This is a genomic window from Paraburkholderia nemoris, assembly GCF_905221015.1.
GTDB lineage: Bacteria > Pseudomonadota > Gammaproteobacteria > Burkholderiales > Burkholderiaceae > Paraburkholderia > Paraburkholderia nemoris.
In genome coordinates, this window is the sequence record NZ_CAJNBO010000016.1 from 1 (window position 1) to 17662 (window position 17662).

Annotated in this window: 15 protein-coding genes; 12 read left to right on the forward strand and 3 right to left on the reverse strand. The window is 63.2% G+C overall.

What is annotated here, in order from left to right; translation table 11 throughout:
• Window positions 1-137: 137 nt before the first annotated feature.
• The 4 genes from KHO33_RS23915 to KHO33_RS23930 all read left to right on the forward strand — a co-directional run bounded on the left by KHO33_RS23915 (window position 138) and on the right by KHO33_RS23930 (window position 5129).
• Window positions 138-2243 (forward strand): site-specific recombinase, encoded by a 2106-nt coding sequence (locus KHO33_RS23915; RefSeq protein ID WP_200563830.1) that lies wholly within the window; start codon window positions 138-140, stop codon window positions 2241-2243.
• 93 nt (window positions 2244-2336) lie between these two features.
• Window positions 2337-3632 (forward strand): THUMP domain-containing class I SAM-dependent RNA methyltransferase, encoded by a 1296-nt coding sequence (locus KHO33_RS23920; RefSeq protein WP_200563832.1) that lies wholly within the window; start codon window positions 2337-2339, stop codon window positions 3630-3632.
• A gap of 306 nt (window positions 3633-3938) precedes the next feature.
• Window positions 3939-4322 carry a VOC family protein gene (locus tag KHO33_RS23925; RefSeq protein WP_054037738.1) on the forward strand — a complete coding sequence of 128 codons (384 nt, stop codon included), beginning with the start codon at window positions 3939-3941 and terminating at the stop codon, window positions 4320-4322.
• 66 nt (window positions 4323-4388) lie between these two features.
• The gene (locus KHO33_RS23930) at window positions 4389-5129 is read left to right on the forward strand and encodes a helix-turn-helix transcriptional regulator (protein ID WP_200563833.1); all 741 of its coding nucleotides are present in this window, start codon (window positions 4389-4391) and stop codon (window positions 5127-5129) included.
• Between the two features lie 57 nt (window positions 5130-5186).
• Here the strand turns inward: KHO33_RS23930 and KHO33_RS23935 are convergent, their stop codons facing one another.
• The 3 genes from KHO33_RS23935 to KHO33_RS23945 are packed head-to-tail and all read right to left on the reverse strand — an operon-like array spanning window position 5187 to window position 8126.
• Window positions 5187-6641, reverse strand: coding sequence for an NAD(P)(+) transhydrogenase (Re/Si-specific) subunit beta (locus KHO33_RS23935; protein ID WP_200563836.1), 1455 nt, complete (start codon window positions 6639-6641; stop codon window positions 5187-5189).
• Complete coding sequence (locus tag KHO33_RS23940) at window positions 6641-6973, reverse strand: NAD(P) transhydrogenase subunit alpha (RefSeq protein WP_028198874.1); 333 nt, start codon at window positions 6971-6973, stop codon at window positions 6641-6643. Before KHO33_RS23940 ends, KHO33_RS23935 begins: the two co-directional genes overlap by 1 nt.
• A gap of 10 nt (window positions 6974-6983) precedes the next feature.
• The gene (locus KHO33_RS23945) at window positions 6984-8126 is read right to left on the reverse strand and encodes a Re/Si-specific NAD(P)(+) transhydrogenase subunit alpha (protein WP_200563838.1); all 1143 of its coding nucleotides are present in this window, start codon (window positions 8124-8126) and stop codon (window positions 6984-6986) included.
• Window positions 8127-8361: 235 nt separating this feature from the next.
• Here KHO33_RS23945 and KHO33_RS23950 point away from each other — a divergent pair, with 235 nt between their 5' ends.
• The 8 genes from KHO33_RS23950 (at window position 8362) to KHO33_RS23985 (ending at window position 17654) form a co-directional block, all read left to right on the forward strand.
• Window positions 8362-8844, forward strand: coding sequence for an NUDIX hydrolase (locus KHO33_RS23950; RefSeq protein ID WP_200563840.1), 483 nt, complete (start codon window positions 8362-8364; stop codon window positions 8842-8844).
• A gap of 118 nt (window positions 8845-8962) precedes the next feature.
• Entirely contained in the window at window positions 8963-10108 is a 1146-nt protein-coding gene (gene mnmA / locus KHO33_RS23955) for a tRNA 2-thiouridine(34) synthase MnmA (RefSeq protein WP_054037731.1), read from the forward strand.
• A 226-nt stretch (window positions 10109-10334) separates the two neighbouring features.
• Window positions 10335-11945: an FMN-binding glutamate synthase family protein gene (locus KHO33_RS23960; RefSeq protein ID WP_054037729.1), complete on the forward strand. Its 1611-nt coding sequence runs from the start codon at window positions 10335-10337 to the stop codon at window positions 11943-11945.
• Window positions 11946-12108: 163 nt separating this feature from the next.
• On the forward strand, window positions 12109-12954 hold the full coding sequence (locus tag KHO33_RS23965; protein WP_234475190.1) for an FkbM family methyltransferase: 846 nt from the start codon (window positions 12109-12111) through the stop codon (window positions 12952-12954).
• A gap of 208 nt (window positions 12955-13162) precedes the next feature.
• Window positions 13163-14170, forward strand: a complete 1008-nt coding sequence (gene glyQ, locus KHO33_RS23970) for a glycine--tRNA ligase subunit alpha (RefSeq protein ID WP_200563843.1) — start codon at window positions 13163-13165, stop codon at window positions 14168-14170.
• 20 nt (window positions 14171-14190) lie between these two features.
• Window positions 14191-16290, forward strand: coding sequence for a glycine--tRNA ligase subunit beta (gene glyS, locus KHO33_RS23975; RefSeq protein WP_200563845.1), 2100 nt, complete (start codon window positions 14191-14193; stop codon window positions 16288-16290).
• 10 nt (window positions 16291-16300) lie between these two features.
• Window positions 16301-16855, forward strand: coding sequence for a D-glycero-beta-D-manno-heptose 1,7-bisphosphate 7-phosphatase (gene gmhB, locus KHO33_RS23980; protein ID WP_200563847.1), 555 nt, complete (start codon window positions 16301-16303; stop codon window positions 16853-16855).
• Between the two features lie 40 nt (window positions 16856-16895).
• Complete coding sequence (locus tag KHO33_RS23985; RefSeq protein ID WP_200563849.1) at window positions 16896-17654, forward strand: lysophospholipid acyltransferase family protein; 759 nt, start codon at window positions 16896-16898, stop codon at window positions 17652-17654.
• The last annotated feature ends 8 nt before the right edge of the window (window positions 17655-17662 follow it).

Genomic DNA, 17662 nt, shown 5'->3' on the forward strand with positions numbered 1-17662 from the left:
CTTTTCTTTGCGGCGGCAAAGAAAAGTAGGTGCCCCCCCGCACAGGGGGAACGCTAATAAACCACTAACAATGCAAGGAAAGGCCAAAGCCCCAAGAACACGAACAACAAGCGCCGCAGGCAAAAAAACCCCAAGAGATGCTCACTTCATTCAAAACCCTAGTAAAAAAATGGCGCGCCTCCCGCGACAGCGGCCACCAGCTAGACGCGCTGCTAGCGATCGCCGACAAGACGGCACGATATCCAGACCGTAGCGAATGGCTAATCGAACTCGCCCACTGGATCCACCGCGGCCGCGCAGTCCACCCCGAACAACCAGGCACCGCCAGCCCTTCCCCAGCACACACAAGAATCCGCTACATGCTCAACGTGCTGGACCGCAATCCAGCCTGGAAGAGCAACGTCGCCGGGATCCTCCGCGCACTCCTACGCGAAAGCGACGGCCTCTCGCTCCTCTGCGATGCAGGCATGCCCGTGCACTCAGGCTTCTTCGGCGCCCTCTTCGAGCGCCTCGAAGCCTCCCTGATCCCGCCCGCACCAAACCGCCGCGATCTGCGAGCAATCGTCACCCTGATGTTCAGCCAGGAACGCGACGCCGAATGGATCGCCAATCTGCCCACCGATCTGCTCACCCGCATCCGCGCGCTCTTCGATTACGAACAGGACGACAGCGAACTACGCGACACCACCCCGTTCTCGCTCGACCTGCTGGCCGCCCTGCACAACCTCACCTGTCAGATCAGCTCGACCGGTCTGTCGCAAACCGTCCGCAGCCGTCTCGGTGAAGTCGACGCCGGCGATGCCGGCGGCGTGCGCGTCGCCATGGAAAAGCAGCCGTTCTACCGGCTCACGCGCGTCATGCTCGCCGTCGAAGCGGCCCATCAGGCCGTCAGCGATGGCGCGCCGCAGGAGAAGCTGCTGCATGAGGTCAACTATCTGCGCCTGCTGCTCGACGAATGCCGCAGCGCCACCGACAACGTCTTCGCCCATCTCTATCGCAACGGCGTCAGCGTTGATATCGTGTTCCAGGTCGAACGGATGCGCATGCGCATCGTGCGCGCGGAGCACCTCCTGAACGCCTGGATGGCGCAGGACGATCCGCATGCCGGCGCGCGTCTCACCGCCGAACTGGTGGACGCGAATCACGCGAGCCAGAGCGTGGCGCACCTCGTACGCAGCAATTTCTCGTTGCTGGCGCGCAAGGTCGTCGAATACAGCGCCGATACCGGCGAACACTACATCGCCCGCGATCGCGCGGAATACCTGAAGATGCTGCGCATGGCAGCCGGCGGTGGGCTCGTGACTGTGGTCACGGTCTGCGTGAAATTCGCCATCACCGGCGCGCATCTGCAAGCGATGTTCGAAGGCTTGCTCGCCGGCATCAACTACGCGGCCAGCTTCCTGCTGATGCACTTCCTGCACTTCTCGCTCGCCACCAAACAACCGGCGATGACCGCGCCCACCCTCGCCCGCGAATTGGACGGCGTCGGTACGCCGGCTGGCGTCGACAGTTTCGTGAGTTCAGTGACCGCGTTGATGCGCACTCAGGCAGCCGCGGTGCTCGGCAACGTGATGCTGGTGTTTCCGGTGTGCTTCGGCGTGCAATGGGTGTGGCATGCGCTCTTCAACGCCAACATCATTTCGCCTGAGAAGGCTCACGCCACACTGCACTCGTTCTCGCTCTTGGGACCGACGCCGTTCTACGCCGCGCTGACCGGCGTGCTGCTGTGGTCGTCGAGTTTGCTGTCAGGTTGGGCGGACAACTGGTTCGTCCTGCATCGCGTGGCAGATGCGCTCGCCTACAACCGGCGTCTGCGCATGACGCTCGGCGCGGCCGGCACCGCCCGGCTCGCCGCGTTCTGCCGCTCGAATGTGGCGGGCGTCGTAGGCAATATCACGCTCGGCCTGATGCTCGGACTCGTGCCGGCGATTCTCACCGCCTTCGCCTTCACTTTCGAGGTGCGCCACGTGACACTGAGCGCCGGCTCGATCGGCATCGCGCTCGGCGTGCTCGGCAAGGACGCGTTGAAGTTGCCGGAGCTGTGGTGGGCGGTCGCGGGCGTCGGCAGCATGGCGATCCTCAACGTGGCCGTGAGTTTCGCGCTCGCCTTCTACATGGCGGTGAAATCGCGCGACTTGCGGCGCAATGCGGTGCGCTCGCTGCGCGGCGCGATCTGGCAGCGGGTGTTCAGGCATCCGCTGGAGCTGGTATGGCCGGCCAAAGCGGCGCCTCAGAGCAAATAGAGGTCCGCGCAGGGTGGCCGGGAACAGCCCCGCCTGGCCCGCCACCCCGACCGCGTACAATAGCGCCTTATCTAACGCCTTCCGGCAACCTCAATGTCCTTCGATTTCTTCCTTCCCTGTCCGCGCGGCCTCGAAGCCTCGCTCGCCGCCGAGCTCGCCGAAATTGCCGCGAAGCACCTGAACGGCGCGCCGTTCACGGCCGGCGCGCAAGTGCCCGGCGGCGTGCATTTCCGCGGCGGCTGGGCAGCCGGCATGGCCGCCAACCTGCACTCGCGCCTCGCGAGCCGCGTGCTGCTGAAAATCGCGCATCGGCCGTATCGCAGCGAACAGGATATTTACGCGCTCGCGCTCGAACAACGCTGGGAACAATGGTTCTCGGCAAACGAAACGCTGCGCGTGGATGTCACCGCCATCAAGTCGCCGCTGCGCAGCCTCGAATTCACGACGCTGCGTGTCAAGGACGCGATCTGCGACCGTCTGCGTGAAGTCAGCGGCGCGCGGCCGAACATCGACACCGCCGCGCCCGACGTGCGCGTGTTCGCGTTCCTCACCGCCACCGAATGCACGCTCTACCTCGACACCTCCGGCGATCCGCTCTTCAAGCGCGGCTGGCGGCTGGACAAGGGCGCGGCGCCGCTGCGCGAGAACCTCGCGGCGGGCATCCTGCGTCTGACCGGCTGGACCGCCGGCACGCCGCTATACGACCCGATGTGCGGCAGCGGCACCTTCCTCGCGGAAGCCGCGCAAGTGGCGCTCAATATCGCGCCGGGTGCGGAACGTCGCTTCGGCTTCGAGAGGCTCAAGCAATTCGACGCCAAGACCTGGCAACCGCTGAAGGCCGCCGCGCTCGACGCCAAGCACGCCGCGCGTACCTCGCGCGCCGATCTGCAGATCTTCGGCAGCGATATTTCCGGCGACATGCTCGACAAGGCGCGTGCGAACTTCCAGCGCGCCGGTCTGCCGTCGATTCCGCTCAAACAGGTCGATGCGCGCGGTATGACGGCGCCGTCGGCTGAGCCTGGCATCCTCGTTGCGAATCCGCCGTATGGCGAGCGGATCGAAGTGCGTGGCCGCAACGCACGCGGTGAAATCCGCGAAGGCCGCGCCACGCGCGAAGGCCGTGACGACGACAGTTTCCACCGCGCCCAGGAAGAAGCACCGGACAGCGAGTTTTTCCAGTCGCTCGGCGATGCACTGAAGCAGCGCTTCACCGGCTGGCATGCGTTCATCCTGACGTCGGATCGCAAGCTGCCGGGCCAAATGCGTCTGCGTGAATCGACCAAGACGCCGCTCTTCAACGGCGCGCTCGAATGCCGGTTGTTCCGCTTCGATCTGATCGCGGGCAGCGTTCGCCAGCGGCCGCAGAACAACGACACGCCGGCAGCGTAAGCCGGAGCAGAGCAGCATTGAAAGAACCGCGGATTCTGGTCCGCGGTTTTTTTTCGCCGGTAGTTCGGCGATCGGCTGGTGTTGGGCCGCGCCTGCTGCCACCCCGACTTATACGCCCCTCTGTTCGCGCCCGTCACAGCATCCCGCCATTGACGCCGAGGCCCCCTGCGCGCTCGTCTTCCGCCACGTCCTTTTGCTACGCTCGCCACTCCCTACTGACACTACGCTGTCAGTAGCCCCCAAGCACACTCCTTCTCACGCCATCCGGCGATCTGCACGGCTTACCGCCATCCCAAGGAGAGTGTCATGTCCGCATCATCCAAAGTTGTTGCATGGTTTGAGATTCCGTCCGTCGATTTCGAGCGCGCTGTTCGCTTTTACGAAGCCGGGCTCGACGTCAAACTGAATCGTCAGGAAATCGGCGGCCAGCCGATCGCCATCTTCGGCTACGAGGAACCGGCTACCGGCGGCGCGATCATCCATAGCCCGTCGATGACACCCTCCGACGACGGCGTGCTCGTCTATCTGAACGCCCAGCCGACCGTCGACGCCACCCTCGCGCGTATCGAAAAGGCCGGCGGCAAGACCGATGGTCCGGTGATCAAGCTGCCGCAGGACATCGGCTACATCGCGTTCTTCACCGACACAGAGGGCAACCGCCTCGGCCTGCATTCGCTGACCAACGGCTAACACCCGACCCGGCGCACAAGCGCGGCGGCCAGCAGGCACCGCGCAGAACGCCGACCGGAGCGCGGCATGCGGCGCTATCATCGCGGGACTGTTCCTGTCCTTTTCTACAAGACGCCCACGATGACGCGCCGCGCCGACCGTCTGTTCCAGATCGCCGAACTGTTGCGCGGACGGCGTCTGACCACCGCACAACAACTCGCCGACTGGCTGCATATCTCGCTGCGCACGGTCTATCGCGACGTGCGCGATCTGCAACTGTCAGGCGTGCCAATCGAAGGCGAAGCGGGCATCGGCTACCGGTTGAGCCGCGCGGCGAGCCTGCCGCCACTCACCTTCACCGTCGATGAACTGGCCGCGCTAGCAGCAGGCGCACGGATGCTCGAATCGTGGGGCGGCGCCGGCTTCGCGAACGGCGCACGCGGGGCGTTGGCGAAGATTGCCTCGGCCATGCCCGCCGACAAGCGCGCAACGATCGAACGTCTGGCGATCTTCGCGCCGTCGTTTCATATCAAGGCGGAGTTTTCAGCGAAGGTGGACGTGCTGCATCGGGCGATCGATGGACGTCAGGTGGTGAGTTTTGCCTATACCGACGCGAATAGCGCAGAGACCGAGCGGCGCGTTTGGCCGCTGTCGCTAGCCTATTGGGGTGCGCGCTGGACGCTTGGCGCCTGGTGCGAATTGCGCGGTGACTTCCGCAATTTCGGGTTGGAGAGGATCCGGGATCTTGCGGTACTCGAATCGTATCCGGATCAGGAAGGACGACGCCTGGCGGATTGGCTGCGGCATGTGAATGCGAAGCCGCGGTGAAGATGTAGATGCGGTTTGCGGCCCGCCGCGAGGCAGGCCGCCTGGCACAGTAGCGTGTTATTCCACCGCCTTCACCATATCCTCAATCACCTTCTTCGCATCGCCGAACACCATCATCGTCTTGTCCATGTAGAACAGGTCGTTGTCGAGGCCGGCGTAACCCGCTGCCATCGAACGCTTGTTCACGATGACCGTGCGCGCCTTGTACGCCTCGATGATCGGCATGCCCGCGATCGGCGACTTCGGATCGTTCTTCGCGGCCGGATTCACCACGTCGTTCGCACCGAGCACCAGCACCACGTCGACCTGACCGAACTCGCCGTTGATATCGTCCATTTCGTAGACCATGTCGTACGGCACTTCGGCTTCGGCGAGCAGCACGTTCATGTGGCCCGGCATGCGCCCGGCCACCGGGTGAATCGCGTACTTCACCTCGATGCCCTTCTCGACCAGCTTGTCGGTCAGCTCCTTTAACGCATGCTGCGCACGCGCCACCGCCAGCCCATAACCCGGCACGATCACCACGGTTTCAGCGTTGCCGAGCATGAACGAAGCGTCGTCAGCCGAACCGGATTTCACCGGACGCTGCTCCGCCGACCCACCTGCCACCGCCGCTCCCGCCTCGTTACCGAAGCCGCCGAGAATCACGTTGAAGAACGAACGGTTCATCGCCCGGCACATGATGTACGACAGGATCGCACCCGACGAACCCACCAGCGAACCCGCGATGATCAGCATCGGATTGTTCAGCGAGAAGCCGATGCCCGCCGCCGCCCAGCCCGAGTACGAGTTCAGCATCGACACGACCACCGGCATATCCGCGCCGCCAATCGGAATGATGATCAGCACGCCGAGCACGAAGGCGATGATCGTCATGATGATGAACGGCAGCCAGGATTGCGTGAGGAAGAAGATCACGCCGAAGCCGAGCATTGCGATCGCGAGCAGCAGGTTGATCAGATGCTGCCCTGCATAGACGACCGGTGCGCCCTGGAACAGTCGGAACTTGTACTTGCCCGACAGCTTGCCGAACGCGATCACCGAACCGGAGAACGTAATCGCGCCGACGAACGTGCCGATGAACAGCTCGACGCGATTGCCGTACGGCAGGAAGCCAGGAATCGGATTGTCCGGATCGACCAGACCGAAGGCCGACGGCTCCGACACCACCGCATACGCAATACACACGGCCGCAAGACCGATCAGCGAGTGCATCGCCGCGACCAGTTCCGGCATCTTGGTCATCTCGACGCGCGCCGCGACGAACGCGCCGATCGCACCGCCGATCACGAGCGCGACCAGCAACAGGCCGAGCCCTAACCCGAGATTCGAGCCGAGCGCATTCGCCTGTTTGACGATCAGTGCGATGGTGGTGAGGATCGCAATCGCCATCCCGACCATGCCGAAGGTATTGCCGGTGCGCGCCGTCTTCGGATTCGACAGCCCCTTGAGCGCCTGAATGAAACAGACCGACGCAACCAGATAAAGCAGCGTGACGACGTTCAGACTCATTACGCGTTCTCCTTGGCCGTCTTGTCAGCGATCAGCTTCTTCGGCTCTTTCTTCCTGAACATCTCCAGCATTCGCCTTGTCACCAGAAATCCGCCGAACACGTTTACCGCCGCAAGCGCGACTGCGAGCGTGCCGAAGAACTTGCCGGTGTCGCCCACGGTGAGGCCTGCCGCGAGCATCGCGCCGACGATCACGATCGCCGAAATCGCGTTGGTCACGGCCATCAGCGGCGTGTGCAGCGCGGGCGTGACGTTCCAGACGACGTGGTAGCCGACGTAGATCGCCAGCACGAAGATGATCAGGTTGATGACGGTGTGGTTGATGACTTCCATCGCCGTTCTCCTATGCCTTGCGCGTGACTTCGCCGCCACGGGCCAGCAGCGTGGCCGCGACGATGTCGTCTGCGAGATCGATGTTCAGGGCGCCTTCCTTGGTGATGATCAGCTTCAGGAAGTCGAGCAGGTTGCGTGCGTATAAGGACGACGCGTCGGCGGGGACCATCGAGGCCAGATTCGTATAGCCGACGATCTGCACGCCGTTGCGGGTGACGACCTGGTCCGCTTCGGTGAGCGGGCAGTTGCCGCCACGACGGCCTTCGTACTCGGCGCCGCGTCCTGCCGCGAGGTCCACCAGCACGGAGCCGGGTTTCATCGCCTGCACGGTTTCCACCGAAATCAGCGTCGGCGCAGCGCGGCCCGGAATCAGGGCGGTTGAGATCACCACGTCCGCCTGTTTCGCGCGCTCGTGGACCAGTGCCGACTGGCGCGTGAGCCACGAAGGCGGCATCGGCCGCGCGTAGCCACCGACGCCCTGCGCGGCTTCACGCTCCTCATCGGTTTCGTACGGGACATCCAGGAATTTGGCGCCGAGCGATTCGATCTGCTCTTTCACCGCCGGACGTACGTCCGAGGCTTCGATCACGGCGCCCAGGCGCTTGGCGGTCGCAATCGCCTGCAAACCCGCCACACCCGCGCCGAGAATCAGCACGCGGGCCGCCTTCACGGTGCCGGCTGCCGTCATCAACATCGGCATAAAACGCGGATAAAGCGTGGCGGCCAGCAACACCGCCTTGTACCCCGCGATGTTCGCCTGCGACGACAGCACGTCAAGACTCTGCGCCCGCGTGGTACGCGGGGCGGCTTCGAGCGCGAACGCGGTGACGCCCGCGGCCGCCAGCTTTGATGAGTTTTCGGTATTAAACGGATCGAGCATGCCGACCAGCGTCGCGCCGCGCTTCAGAAGCGGCAACTCGGCATCGGTCGGCGACTGGACCTTGAGGACCAGATCAGCCCCAAAAGCAGTAGCCGCGTCGACGATTTCCGCGCCGGCGGCTGTAAAAGCTTCGTCAGGAAAGCTTGCGCCGGCGCCGGCGCCGCTCTGGATCGTGACCCGGTGGCCCTGGGTCACATACTTCTTGACCGTTTCGGGCGTCGCGGCGACGCGGGTTTCGTGCGCGCGCGTCTCGGCTGGCACTCCGATGTGCATCTTTTCTCCTCCTCGACTTCCTGTTTTACGACAGAGCTGCCGACGAGGCACGCCGGCTTGCAAGTGCAACGGCTAACGGCGTCACTTTAACCGAAACCTGGGGGTGCGCAGAAATCGGGGACAATCCGGGGGTGCCCGGCGACCGAGGTGGCTCACCGGCTGCGGCTGGGCGGCCCTCGCAGCCGTCCGCTCGCTTCCGGGCAGCCCAGGCCCATAAACGGTAAAATGCGCACCCATGAAACCGGAAACCTGGCTGCCGCACGTCACCGTTGCGGCCATCGTCGAGCGTGACGGGCGTTTTCTCGTGGTCGAGGAACATACCGCCGACGGCCTGCGCCTGAATCAGCCCGCCGGCCATCTGGAAGCGGGCGAAACGCTTCTGGAAGCGGTCATCCGCGAAACGCTCGAGGAAACCGCGCATCCGTTCACGCCCGAGGCGCTGGTCGGCATGTATATGACGCATTTCGAGCGGCCCGGCGGTGAGGGCGTGACGTATCTGCGCTTCACCTATTGCGGCACGAGCGGAACAGCGGATACCGGGCGCGCGCTCGATCCCGACATCGTCCGCACGCTGTGGATGAGCGCCGACGAATTGCGTGCCTGCCCCGAACGGCATCGCACGCCGCTTGTCATGCAATGTCTCGACGATTACCTCGCGGGACGGCGTTTCCCGCTCGACTTCGTGCACACGCATTCGGTCGGGCGCAAACAGGCGTAAATAGCCGTACATAACCCGTCGCAAACGGGCCTGGTCCGTCACAAGCGGCGAGGCAGACGACAGGGCAACACGGTCAACCCACGATCAACGAAGTCACGCAGTACCCAGTGAGCACCTTATGAGCAAGCAGAAAGTCGTAGTAGGCATGTCGGGCGGCGTCGATTCGTCGGTTACCGCATGGCTGCTGAAGGAACAGGGCTACGACGTAGTCGGCCTGTTCATGAAAAACTGGGAAGACGATGACGACAGCGAGTACTGCTCGACGCGGCAGGACTGGATCGACGTCGTCTCGGTGGCGGACCTGATCGGCATCGACGTCGAAGCGGTCAACTTCGCCGCCGAATACAAAGACCGCGTGTTCGCCGAATTCCTGCGCGAATATTCGGCCGGCCGCACGCCGAATCCGGACGTGCTGTGCAACGCCGAAATCAAGTTCAAGGCCTTCCTCGATCACGCCATGTCGCTCGGCGCGGAAACCATCGCGACCGGCCACTATGCTCGCGTGCGCGAGAACAACGGGCGCTTCGAACTGCTGAAGGCCTTCGATCATACGAAAGACCAGTCTTACTTCCTGCATCGGCTGAATCAGGCGCAATTGTCGAAAACACTGTTTCCGTTGGGCGAGATTCCGAAAACCAAAGTCCGCGAGATCGCCGAACAGATCGCGCTGCCGAATGCGAAGAAGAAAGATTCGACTGGCATCTGCTTCATCGGCGAACGGCCGTTCCGCGACTTCCTGAACCGCTATCTGCCGACCAAACCCGGTCCGATGAAAACTACCGACGGCAAAGTGGTCGGCGAACACATCGGCCTCGCGTTCTACACCTTCGGGCAGCGCAAGGGCATCGGCCTCGGCGGCAGCAAGGAAGGCAGCGGCGAACCGTGGTTCGTAGCCGGGAAGGATATTGCGTCGAACACGCTGTATGTCGCGCAAGGCCACGACCATCCGTGGCTGCTGAGCCATACGCTCTCCGCGGGCAATACGAGCTGGGTCGCGGGCGAGCCGCCGGCCGACGGTTTCGCTTGCGGCGCGAAAACCCGTTACCGGCAAGCGGACGCACCGTGCTCCTTCAGCGCGGCAGGTGCCGGCGAAGGCCTCTTCGAGCTGAATTTCGACGCCGCGCAATGGGCTGTCACACCGGGGCAATCTGCGGTGCTCTACGATGGCGACGTATGTCTCGGCGGCGGCATCATCGAACACGCGGTAACCGGGCAGCCAACGGCGCGCCAGCCACAACAGGCAGCATTGCTCACCGCCCGTTGAACCATGAGTTCGATCGTGCGGCAACGCTTTGGCGACGCCGCACGTGCTTTACCTGCATGCCTCATCTTCAAGCTTCAGACTTCACGCTTCACCAATACGTTTCACCTTCAAGCCGCAGCTAGCTTCACCATAACAAACAGGTGTTCGTTCCCCTCGCGGCAGACTCCGTTTGCGCCGACAGCGTTGACGATCCCTCCGCGACGATCCTCACTGCACTGGAGTCCCCATGTTTTCTCGACGTTATCTGGCGATGTGGTGCGCAGTCGTGCTGTTCGCCATCTGCGCCCTGTTTGCCGTGACGAATCACATTTCGTGGTTCTGGATCATCGTGCCGGTGGCGCTCGTCGCGCTCGGCCTGTTCGATCTGACGCAGCAGCATCACGCAATTCTGCGTAACTATCCGCTGTGGGGCCACTTCCGTTTCCTGTTTGAATTCATCCGCCCGGAAATCCGCCAGTATTTCGTCGAGGACGATACCGACGAGAAACCGTTCTCGCGCGCGCAACGCAGCATCGTCTATCAGCGCGCGAAGAACGACGTGGACAGCCGCCCGTACGGCACCGAGCTCGACGTCAAAGCCGTCGCGCACGAATGGATCAGCCACTCGCTCGCGCCGACCACGCTCGATAACCACGACTTCCGCATCGTCGTCGGACCCGACCGTGCACAGCCCTACTCGATGTCGATCTTCAACGTCTCCGCGATGAGCTTCGGCTCGCTGTCGGCGAACGCGATCATGGCGCTGAACCTCGGCGCGAAGAAAGGCAACTTCGCGCACGACACCGGCGAAGGCTCAATGTCGAAATACCACCGCGAGCATGGCGGCGACATCATCTGGGAAATCGCCTCGGGCTACTTCGGCTGCCGTAACGACGACGGTACCTTCAGCGCGGAGAAGTTCGCGAAGCAGGCCGCCGAGCCGCAAGTGAAAATGATCGAGGTGAAGCTCTCGCAAGGCGCGAAGCCCGGTCACGGCGGCGTGCTGCCGGCCGCGAAGATCACGCCCGAAATTGCCGAGACGCGCGGCGTGCCGATGGGCCGCGATTGCATCTCGCCCGCCACCCATTCCGAATTTTCGTCGCCGCGCGGCCTGCTCGAATTCGTCGACCGCTTGCGCACGCTGTCCGGTGGCAAGCCGACCGGGTTCAAGCTGTGCATCGGGCATCCGTGGGAATTTTTCGGCATTGCGAAGGCGATGCTGGAGACGGGGATTCTGCCGGACTTCATCGTGGTCGACGGTGCGGAAGGCGGCACGGGCGCAGCGCCGCTGGAGTTCACCGATCACGTCGGCGTGCCGCTGCAGGAAGGCCTGCTGCTGGTGCACAACACGCTGGTCGGCATCGGCTTGCGTCAGCGCATCCGCATCGGTGCGAGCGGCAAGATGATTACCGCATTCGATATCACGAAGACGCTGGCGATCGGCGCGGATTGGGTCAACGCGGCGCGTGGCTTCATGTTCGCGGTCGGCTGCATTCAGGCGCAGACCTGCCACACCGGCCGCTGCCCGACGGGCGTCGCGACGCAGGATCCGGTGCGTCAGCGTGCACTGGTGGTGCCGGACAAGGCTGATCGCGTGTTCAACTTCCATCACAACACGCTGCATGCGCTGAAGGAAATCATTCAGGCGGCGGGGCTCAAGCACCCGGCGGAACTGCGCGCGCATCACATCGTGCGGCGCGTGTCGTCGCATGAGGTGCGGTTGATGTCCGATCTGTTGAAGTATCTCGATCCGAACGATCTGCTGAACGGCAACTATCGCTACACGTTGTACGAGAAATATTGGCCGATGGCGCAAAGCGATTCGTTTGCGCCGAAAGTTGAACTGGCCGCGACGTAAGGCAGTTATGGCGGCGATTGGTTTGTGAACCGGTCGCCGCCTAAGTCTTAGATTTAGACGGCGAGTTTTTGCAGAAAAATAAGAATCCTTAGGAACCCGTCTTATATACAACTGCGGCGGCGGGTCGTACATTGGCAGGGTCTTCTGCACCCGCTTAATGTTCATGCTTACATCCCCATCTGCTCCGCTGCCGCTCGGCGAACACACGCAACTCGTCCAGACCCGCCACGGCTGGATGCTCGCCAATCCGAACGACTTCTATCTAGGCCGCGCGCTCATTGAATACGGTGAATGCAGCGAACTCGAATCTGCCGTGTTGCGGCAGTTGCTGGTGCAGCCGGGGATCGTCGTGGAAGTCGGCGCGAATATCGGCGTGCACACGATCATGCTGGCGCGTGAGGCGCAGGCGCGTCACCAGGTGCTCGTCGCGTTCGAGCCTCAGCCGGTGATCTTTCAGAACCTCTGTGCGAATCTCGCGGCCAATGGTGTGCGCAACGTGCTCGCGTGGCCGTATGCGTGCGGGGCGACTGCGGGGACGCTGTATTTCGCGCAGCCGGACTACGATGCGCTGGGCAACTTCGGAGGCGTGTCGATGCAGACCGAGGCTGCGGCGAATACGCTCCCGGTTCCGTGCGTGCGGCTGGACGATGCACTGCGCTCACATACCGTGGGATTGCTGAAGCTCGACGTGGAAGGGTTCGAGTTGAACGCGCTGCTAGGGGCTGAGGAAACGATTGCCCGCTCGCGACCGGTGATTTATGTGGAAAACGACCGGCTCGATCAGTCACAGGCTTTGATCGAGTGGTTGTGGTCGAAGGAATACCGGTTGTGGTGGCACTTGCCGCTTTTGTTTAATCCGGGCAATTTCTTTGGACGCTCGGAGAATATCTACGGTCGCGTGGTGTCCTGCAATATGCTGGCGCTTCCGCGGGAACTGGAGATGGAGATCGACGGGTTCGTCGAAGTGACGGATTCCGCCACCCATGCGTTGATGAGTTTGGGCAGTTAGCGGACGGCACAGGTCCCGACAAAACGAACGACCATCGGCCGCCCGAAGCGGCCTTTTTCCGTTTGGCGAACACTTCGGTCCCCGTCCGACCCCGCAAAACGGACACCCCCCTCCCTTTCCGTTAAAATCTACGGTTTAGCACTTCGCTCCACGGCCAGCTCGCGCGCTCCGGCGTTTGCGGCGCGGCCCTATGCCCGAAAGGCACTTCATGCTCACGTTTCAGCAAATCATCCTGACACTGCAGTCCTACTGGGATAAGCAGGGTTGCGCGTTGCTCCAGCCGATCGACATGGAAGTCGGCGCGGGCACGTCCCACGTCCATACTTTCCTGCGCGCAATCGGTCCGGAGCCGTGGCGAGCCGCCTATGTGCAGCCGTCGCGCCGCCCGAAAGACGGCCGCTACGGCGAGAACCCGAACCGCCTGCAGCATTACTACCAGTATCAGGTCGTGCTGAAGCCGGCGCCGGAAAACATCCTCGACCTGTACCTCGGCTCGCTCGAAGCCCTCGGTTTCGACCTGAAGCAGAACGACGTGCGCTTCGTCGAAGACGACTGGGAAAATCCCACGCTCGGCGCCTGGGGTCTCGGCTGGGAAGTGTGGCTGAACGGCATGGAAGTCACCCAGTTCACTTACTTCCAGCAGGTCGGCGGTCTGGATTGCAAGCCGGTGCTGGGCGAAATCACTTACGGTCTCGAACGTCTCGCGATGTATCTGCAGAAGGTCGAGAACGTCTACGACCTGGTCTGGACCGAGTGGGAAGAGCAAGGCCCGAACGGCCCGGAACTGCGTCGCCTGACTTACGGCGACGTGTACCACCAGAACGAAGTCGAACAGTCCACTTACAACTTCGAGCATGCGAACGTCGATCTGCTGTTCACGTTCTTCAACAGCTACGAAGCGGAAGCCAAGCGCATGATCGACGCGCAGATCGCACTGCCCGCTTATGAACTGGTGCTGAAGGCCGGCCACACGTTCAACCTGCTGGATGCTCGCGGGGCGATCTCCGTCACGGAACGTGCGGCCTACATCGGCCGGATTCGCGCGCTGTCGCGTCTGGTCGCACAGGCTTACTACGACTCGCGCGAGAAGCTCGGTTTCCCGATGCTCGGCAATCCGGTGCACGGCGTGCCCGGCCTGACCACCGACGAACAGGATGCCGCCATGCCCGCATGGGCACCGCCGCTGAAAATCGAACGCAAGATCGATCCGGACTGACGAGACGAGAACACCAAGAAATGACTCAACCCCATCAAGCTACCCTGCTCGTCGAACTGCTGACCGAAGAACTGCCGCCGAAAGCGCTCGCGCGTCTCGGCGACGCCTTCGCCGAAGGCATTGCGCAGCGCCTCGCGGCCCGCGATCTGGTCGAAGGCGAACTGTCGTTCGAACGTTACGCCACGCCGCGCCGCCTTGCCGTCACGATCAAGAACGTGCGTTCGGTCGCGCCGGAAAAACACGTGCGCGAAAAAGTGCTGCCGGTTTCCGTCGCGCTCGATAAAGACGGCCAGCCCACCGCGCCGCTCGCGAAGAAACTGGCCGCGCTCGGCTTCCCCGATTTTTCGGTGAACGACCTTGAGCGCGCGCAGGACGGTAAGGCCGAAGCCTTCTTCCTGCGCTACGCCGCGCCGGGCGCCACGCTCGCCGAAGGCCTGCAAGCCGCGCTCGACGAAACGCTCGCCAAGCTGCCGATCCCGAAGGTGATGACGTATCAGCGCCCGGACGGCACTAATGTGCAGTTCGTTCGTCCTGTCCATCGTCTGACCACGTTGCACGGCGAACAGGTCGTGCCGGTCACGGCACTGGGCGTCGATGCCGACGACACCACGCTCGGCCACCGTTTCCTGTCCGAAGGCCTCGTGCAGATCCAGCACGCGGATGCGTACGCCGACACGCTGATGCACAAGGGCCGCGTGGTCGCGAATTTCGCCGACCGCAAGGAAACCATCCGCACGCACCTGCTCGCACAAGCCGACGGCGATCAGGTCGTGATGCCGGAATCGCTGCTGGATGAAGTGAATTCGCTGGTCGAATGGCCGGTGGTCTACGCCTGCCGTTTCGAGGACGAATTCCTGCAAGTGCCGCAGGAATGCCTGATCCTGACGATGCAGACGAACCAGAAATACTTTGCGTTGACGGATGCGAACGGCAAGCTGCGCTCGCGCTTCCTGATCGTGTCGAACATCGAAACGAAGACGCCGGGCGATATCGTCGAAGGCAACGAACGTGTGGTGCGTCCGCGTCTGGCCGATGCCAAGTTCTTCTTCGAGCAGGACAAGAAGAAGCCGCTCGCCGAGCGCGTGCCGCTGCTCGCGAACGTCGTGTATCACAACAAGCTGGGTTCGGCGCTGCAACGCGTCGAGCGCGTCGAAGCGCTGGCGGGTGCAATTGCCTCGCTGATCGGCGCTGATGTCGCGCTCGCCAAGCGCGCTGCACGTCTGGCCAAGGCCGACCTGATCACCGACATGGTCGGCGAATTCCCCGAGCTGCAAGGCACGATGGGCACGTACTACGCGCGCCATGACGGCGAGCCGGAAGAAGTCGCGCTGGCCTGCTCAGAACATTATCAGCCGCGTTTCTCCGGCGATGCGTTGCCGGCCACGGCAACCGGCACCGTTGTCGCGCTCGCCGACAAGCTCGAAACGCTGGTCGGCATCTGGGGCATCGGCCTGCAACCCACCGGCGAGAAAGACCCGTTCGCGCTGCGCCGTCATGCGCTCGGCGTGCTGCGGATTCTGGTCGAGAAGCAATTGCCGGTCGATCTGATCGAACTGCTGCGCACCGCTTACGCGCAATTCGCCGCCGTGCCGGGCGTCGCCGATTCGACGCAGGCGATCTACGAATTCAGCATGGACCGACTGCGCGGTCTGCTGCGCGAACGCGGCTACGCGCCGGGTGAAATCGACGCGGTGCTGGCGCTGAACCCGACGCGCCTCGACGACATCGTCGCGCGCCTGGATGCAGTGCGCGAATTCGCAGCGCTGCCGGAAGCCGCATCGCTCGCGGCGGCCAACAAGCGCATTTCGAACATCCTGAAGAAATCGGAAGGTTCGGTGACCGGCGGCGTGCAGGTTGCACTGCTGACCGAAGCGGCCGAAAAAGCCTTGTACGCGCAACTCGAACAGGTTGCACCGCGCGTGCAGACGCAACTCGCCGCACGCGACTATACGGGCGCACTCACCGCGCTCGCCGCGTTGCGCGAACCGGTCGACACGTTCTTCAACGACGTGATGGTCAACGCCGAAGATCCGGCGTTGCGCGCCAACCGTTTGGCATTGCTCGGCGCGCTGCATCAGCAGATGAATTGCGTCGCCGACATTTCCCGACTCGCCGCCTGAGCCCCGCGCCATGCCGACCAAAAAAGTGGTGATCCTCGACCGCGACGGCGTGATCAACGTCGATTCCGACGCGTTCATCAAGTCGCCGGACGAATGGGTTGCCCTGCCCGGTTCGCTCGAAGCGATCGCGCGGCTGAACCAGGCGGGTTATCGCGTGGCGATCGCGACCAACCAGTCGGGCATCGGCCGCGGTCTCTTCGACATGAACGCGCTCAACGCCATGCATCTGAAAATGCATCGCATGGCGGCGGCGGTCGGCGGGCGCATCGACGCCGTGTTCTTCTGCCCGCACACGGCGCAAGATCACTGCGAATGCCGCAAACCGAAGCCCGGCATGCTGAAGATGATCGCCGAACGTTTCGAAGTCGATCCGCACCATACGCCGGTGGTCGGCGACGCGATGCGCGACCTGCAAGCGGGCGCCTCGCTCGGCCATCCGACGCATCTGGTGCTGACCGGCAAAGGCCGCAAGACACTCGCAGCGGGCGGCTTGCCCGAGGGCTCGCGCGTGCACGACGACCTGCGCGCGTTCGCACTCGACTTCCTTTCCGACGCTCACGAGTGACGCGCGCCACGCGCGTCCCCAACTCTCACTGACCACGCCGATGCGCTTCATCCGTTCTTTGCTGCTGCTGATCTACTTCGTGCTCTTCACGGTGCCGTACGCAACCGCGTGCTTCATCGCGTTCCCGTTCATGCGCGCCGACAATCGCTACTGGATGGCGGCCGGCTGGTGCCGCGCCACGCTTCACACGGTGCGTTGGCTGAACGGCATCCGCTACAACATCAAAGGCTTTGAGAACCTGCCCGATGGTCCGGCCGTGCTGCTGTCCAAGCATCAATCGGCATGGGAAACGCTGGCGTTTCCGGCGCTGATGCCGCGGCCGCTGTGCTACGTGTTCAAGCGCGAGCTGCTGTACGTGCCATTCTTCGGCTGGGCATTGGGCATGCTGAAGATGGTCCACATCGACCGCAAGGAAGGCAAGTACGCGTTCGAATCTGTCATCAAGCAAGGCAAGCAGCGCATGGCGGAAGGCGCCTGGGTGATTATGTTTCCGGAAGGCACGCGCACGCCGACCGGCAAGCAAGGCAAGTACAAAACCGGCGGCGCGCGTTTTGCGATTGCTACCGGCGCGCCGGTCGTGCCGATCGCGCACAACGCCGGACGTGTGTGGCCGCGCAACTCGTTTCTCAAATATGCGGGTATAGTCACAGTGTCGATCGGCAAGCCAATCGACACGACGGGGCTCACGCCCGATGAAGTGAACACGCGCGTCGAACAGTGGATCGAAGCTGAAATGCGCCGCATCGATCCTACTGCGTACCGCGCGGCGGAAAGCAGCTCCGCCGCCGCACCAATCTGACGCGCCCG

Bases quoted from the DNA above. Each gene is read 5' to 3' on its own strand.
- KHO33_RS23930 (WP_200563833.1), top strand. From the start codon at position 4,389: ATGCGGCGCTATCATCGCGGGACTGTTCCTGTCCTTTTCTACAAGACG.
- KHO33_RS23925 (WP_054037738.1), top strand. From the start codon at position 3,939: ATGTCCGCATCATCCAAAGTTGTTGCATGGTTTGAGATTCCGTCCGTC.
- KHO33_RS23945 (WP_200563838.1), bottom strand. From the start codon at position 8,126: ATGCACATCGGAGTGCCAGCCGAGACGCGCGCGCACGAAACCCGCGTC.
- KHO33_RS23940 (WP_028198874.1), bottom strand. From the start codon at position 6,973: ATGGAAGTCATCAACCACACCGTCATCAACCTGATCATCTTCGTGCTG.
- KHO33_RS23965 (WP_234475190.1), top strand. From the start codon at position 12,109: ATGCTTACATCCCCATCTGCTCCGCTGCCGCTCGGCGAACACACGCAA.
- glyQ (WP_200563843.1), top strand. From the start codon at position 13,163: ATGCTCACGTTTCAGCAAATCATCCTGACACTGCAGTCCTACTGGGAT.
- KHO33_RS23985 (WP_200563849.1), top strand. From the start codon at position 16,896: ATGCGCTTCATCCGTTCTTTGCTGCTGCTGATCTACTTCGTGCTCTTC.
- KHO33_RS23935 (WP_200563836.1), bottom strand. From the start codon at position 6,641: ATGAGTCTGAACGTCGTCACGCTGCTTTATCTGGTTGCGTCGGTCTGT.
- KHO33_RS23920 (WP_200563832.1), top strand. From the start codon at position 2,337: ATGTCCTTCGATTTCTTCCTTCCCTGTCCGCGCGGCCTCGAAGCCTCG.
- glyS (WP_200563845.1), top strand. From the start codon at position 14,191: ATGACTCAACCCCATCAAGCTACCCTGCTCGTCGAACTGCTGACCGAA.
- mnmA (WP_054037731.1), top strand. From the start codon at position 8,963: ATGAGCAAGCAGAAAGTCGTAGTAGGCATGTCGGGCGGCGTCGATTCG.
- KHO33_RS23960 (WP_054037729.1), top strand. From the start codon at position 10,335: ATGTTTTCTCGACGTTATCTGGCGATGTGGTGCGCAGTCGTGCTGTTC.
- KHO33_RS23950 (WP_200563840.1), top strand. From the start codon at position 8,362: ATGAAACCGGAAACCTGGCTGCCGCACGTCACCGTTGCGGCCATCGTC.
- KHO33_RS23915 (WP_200563830.1), top strand. From the start codon at position 138: ATGCTCACTTCATTCAAAACCCTAGTAAAAAAATGGCGCGCCTCCCGC.
- gmhB (WP_200563847.1), top strand. From the start codon at position 16,301: ATGCCGACCAAAAAAGTGGTGATCCTCGACCGCGACGGCGTGATCAAC.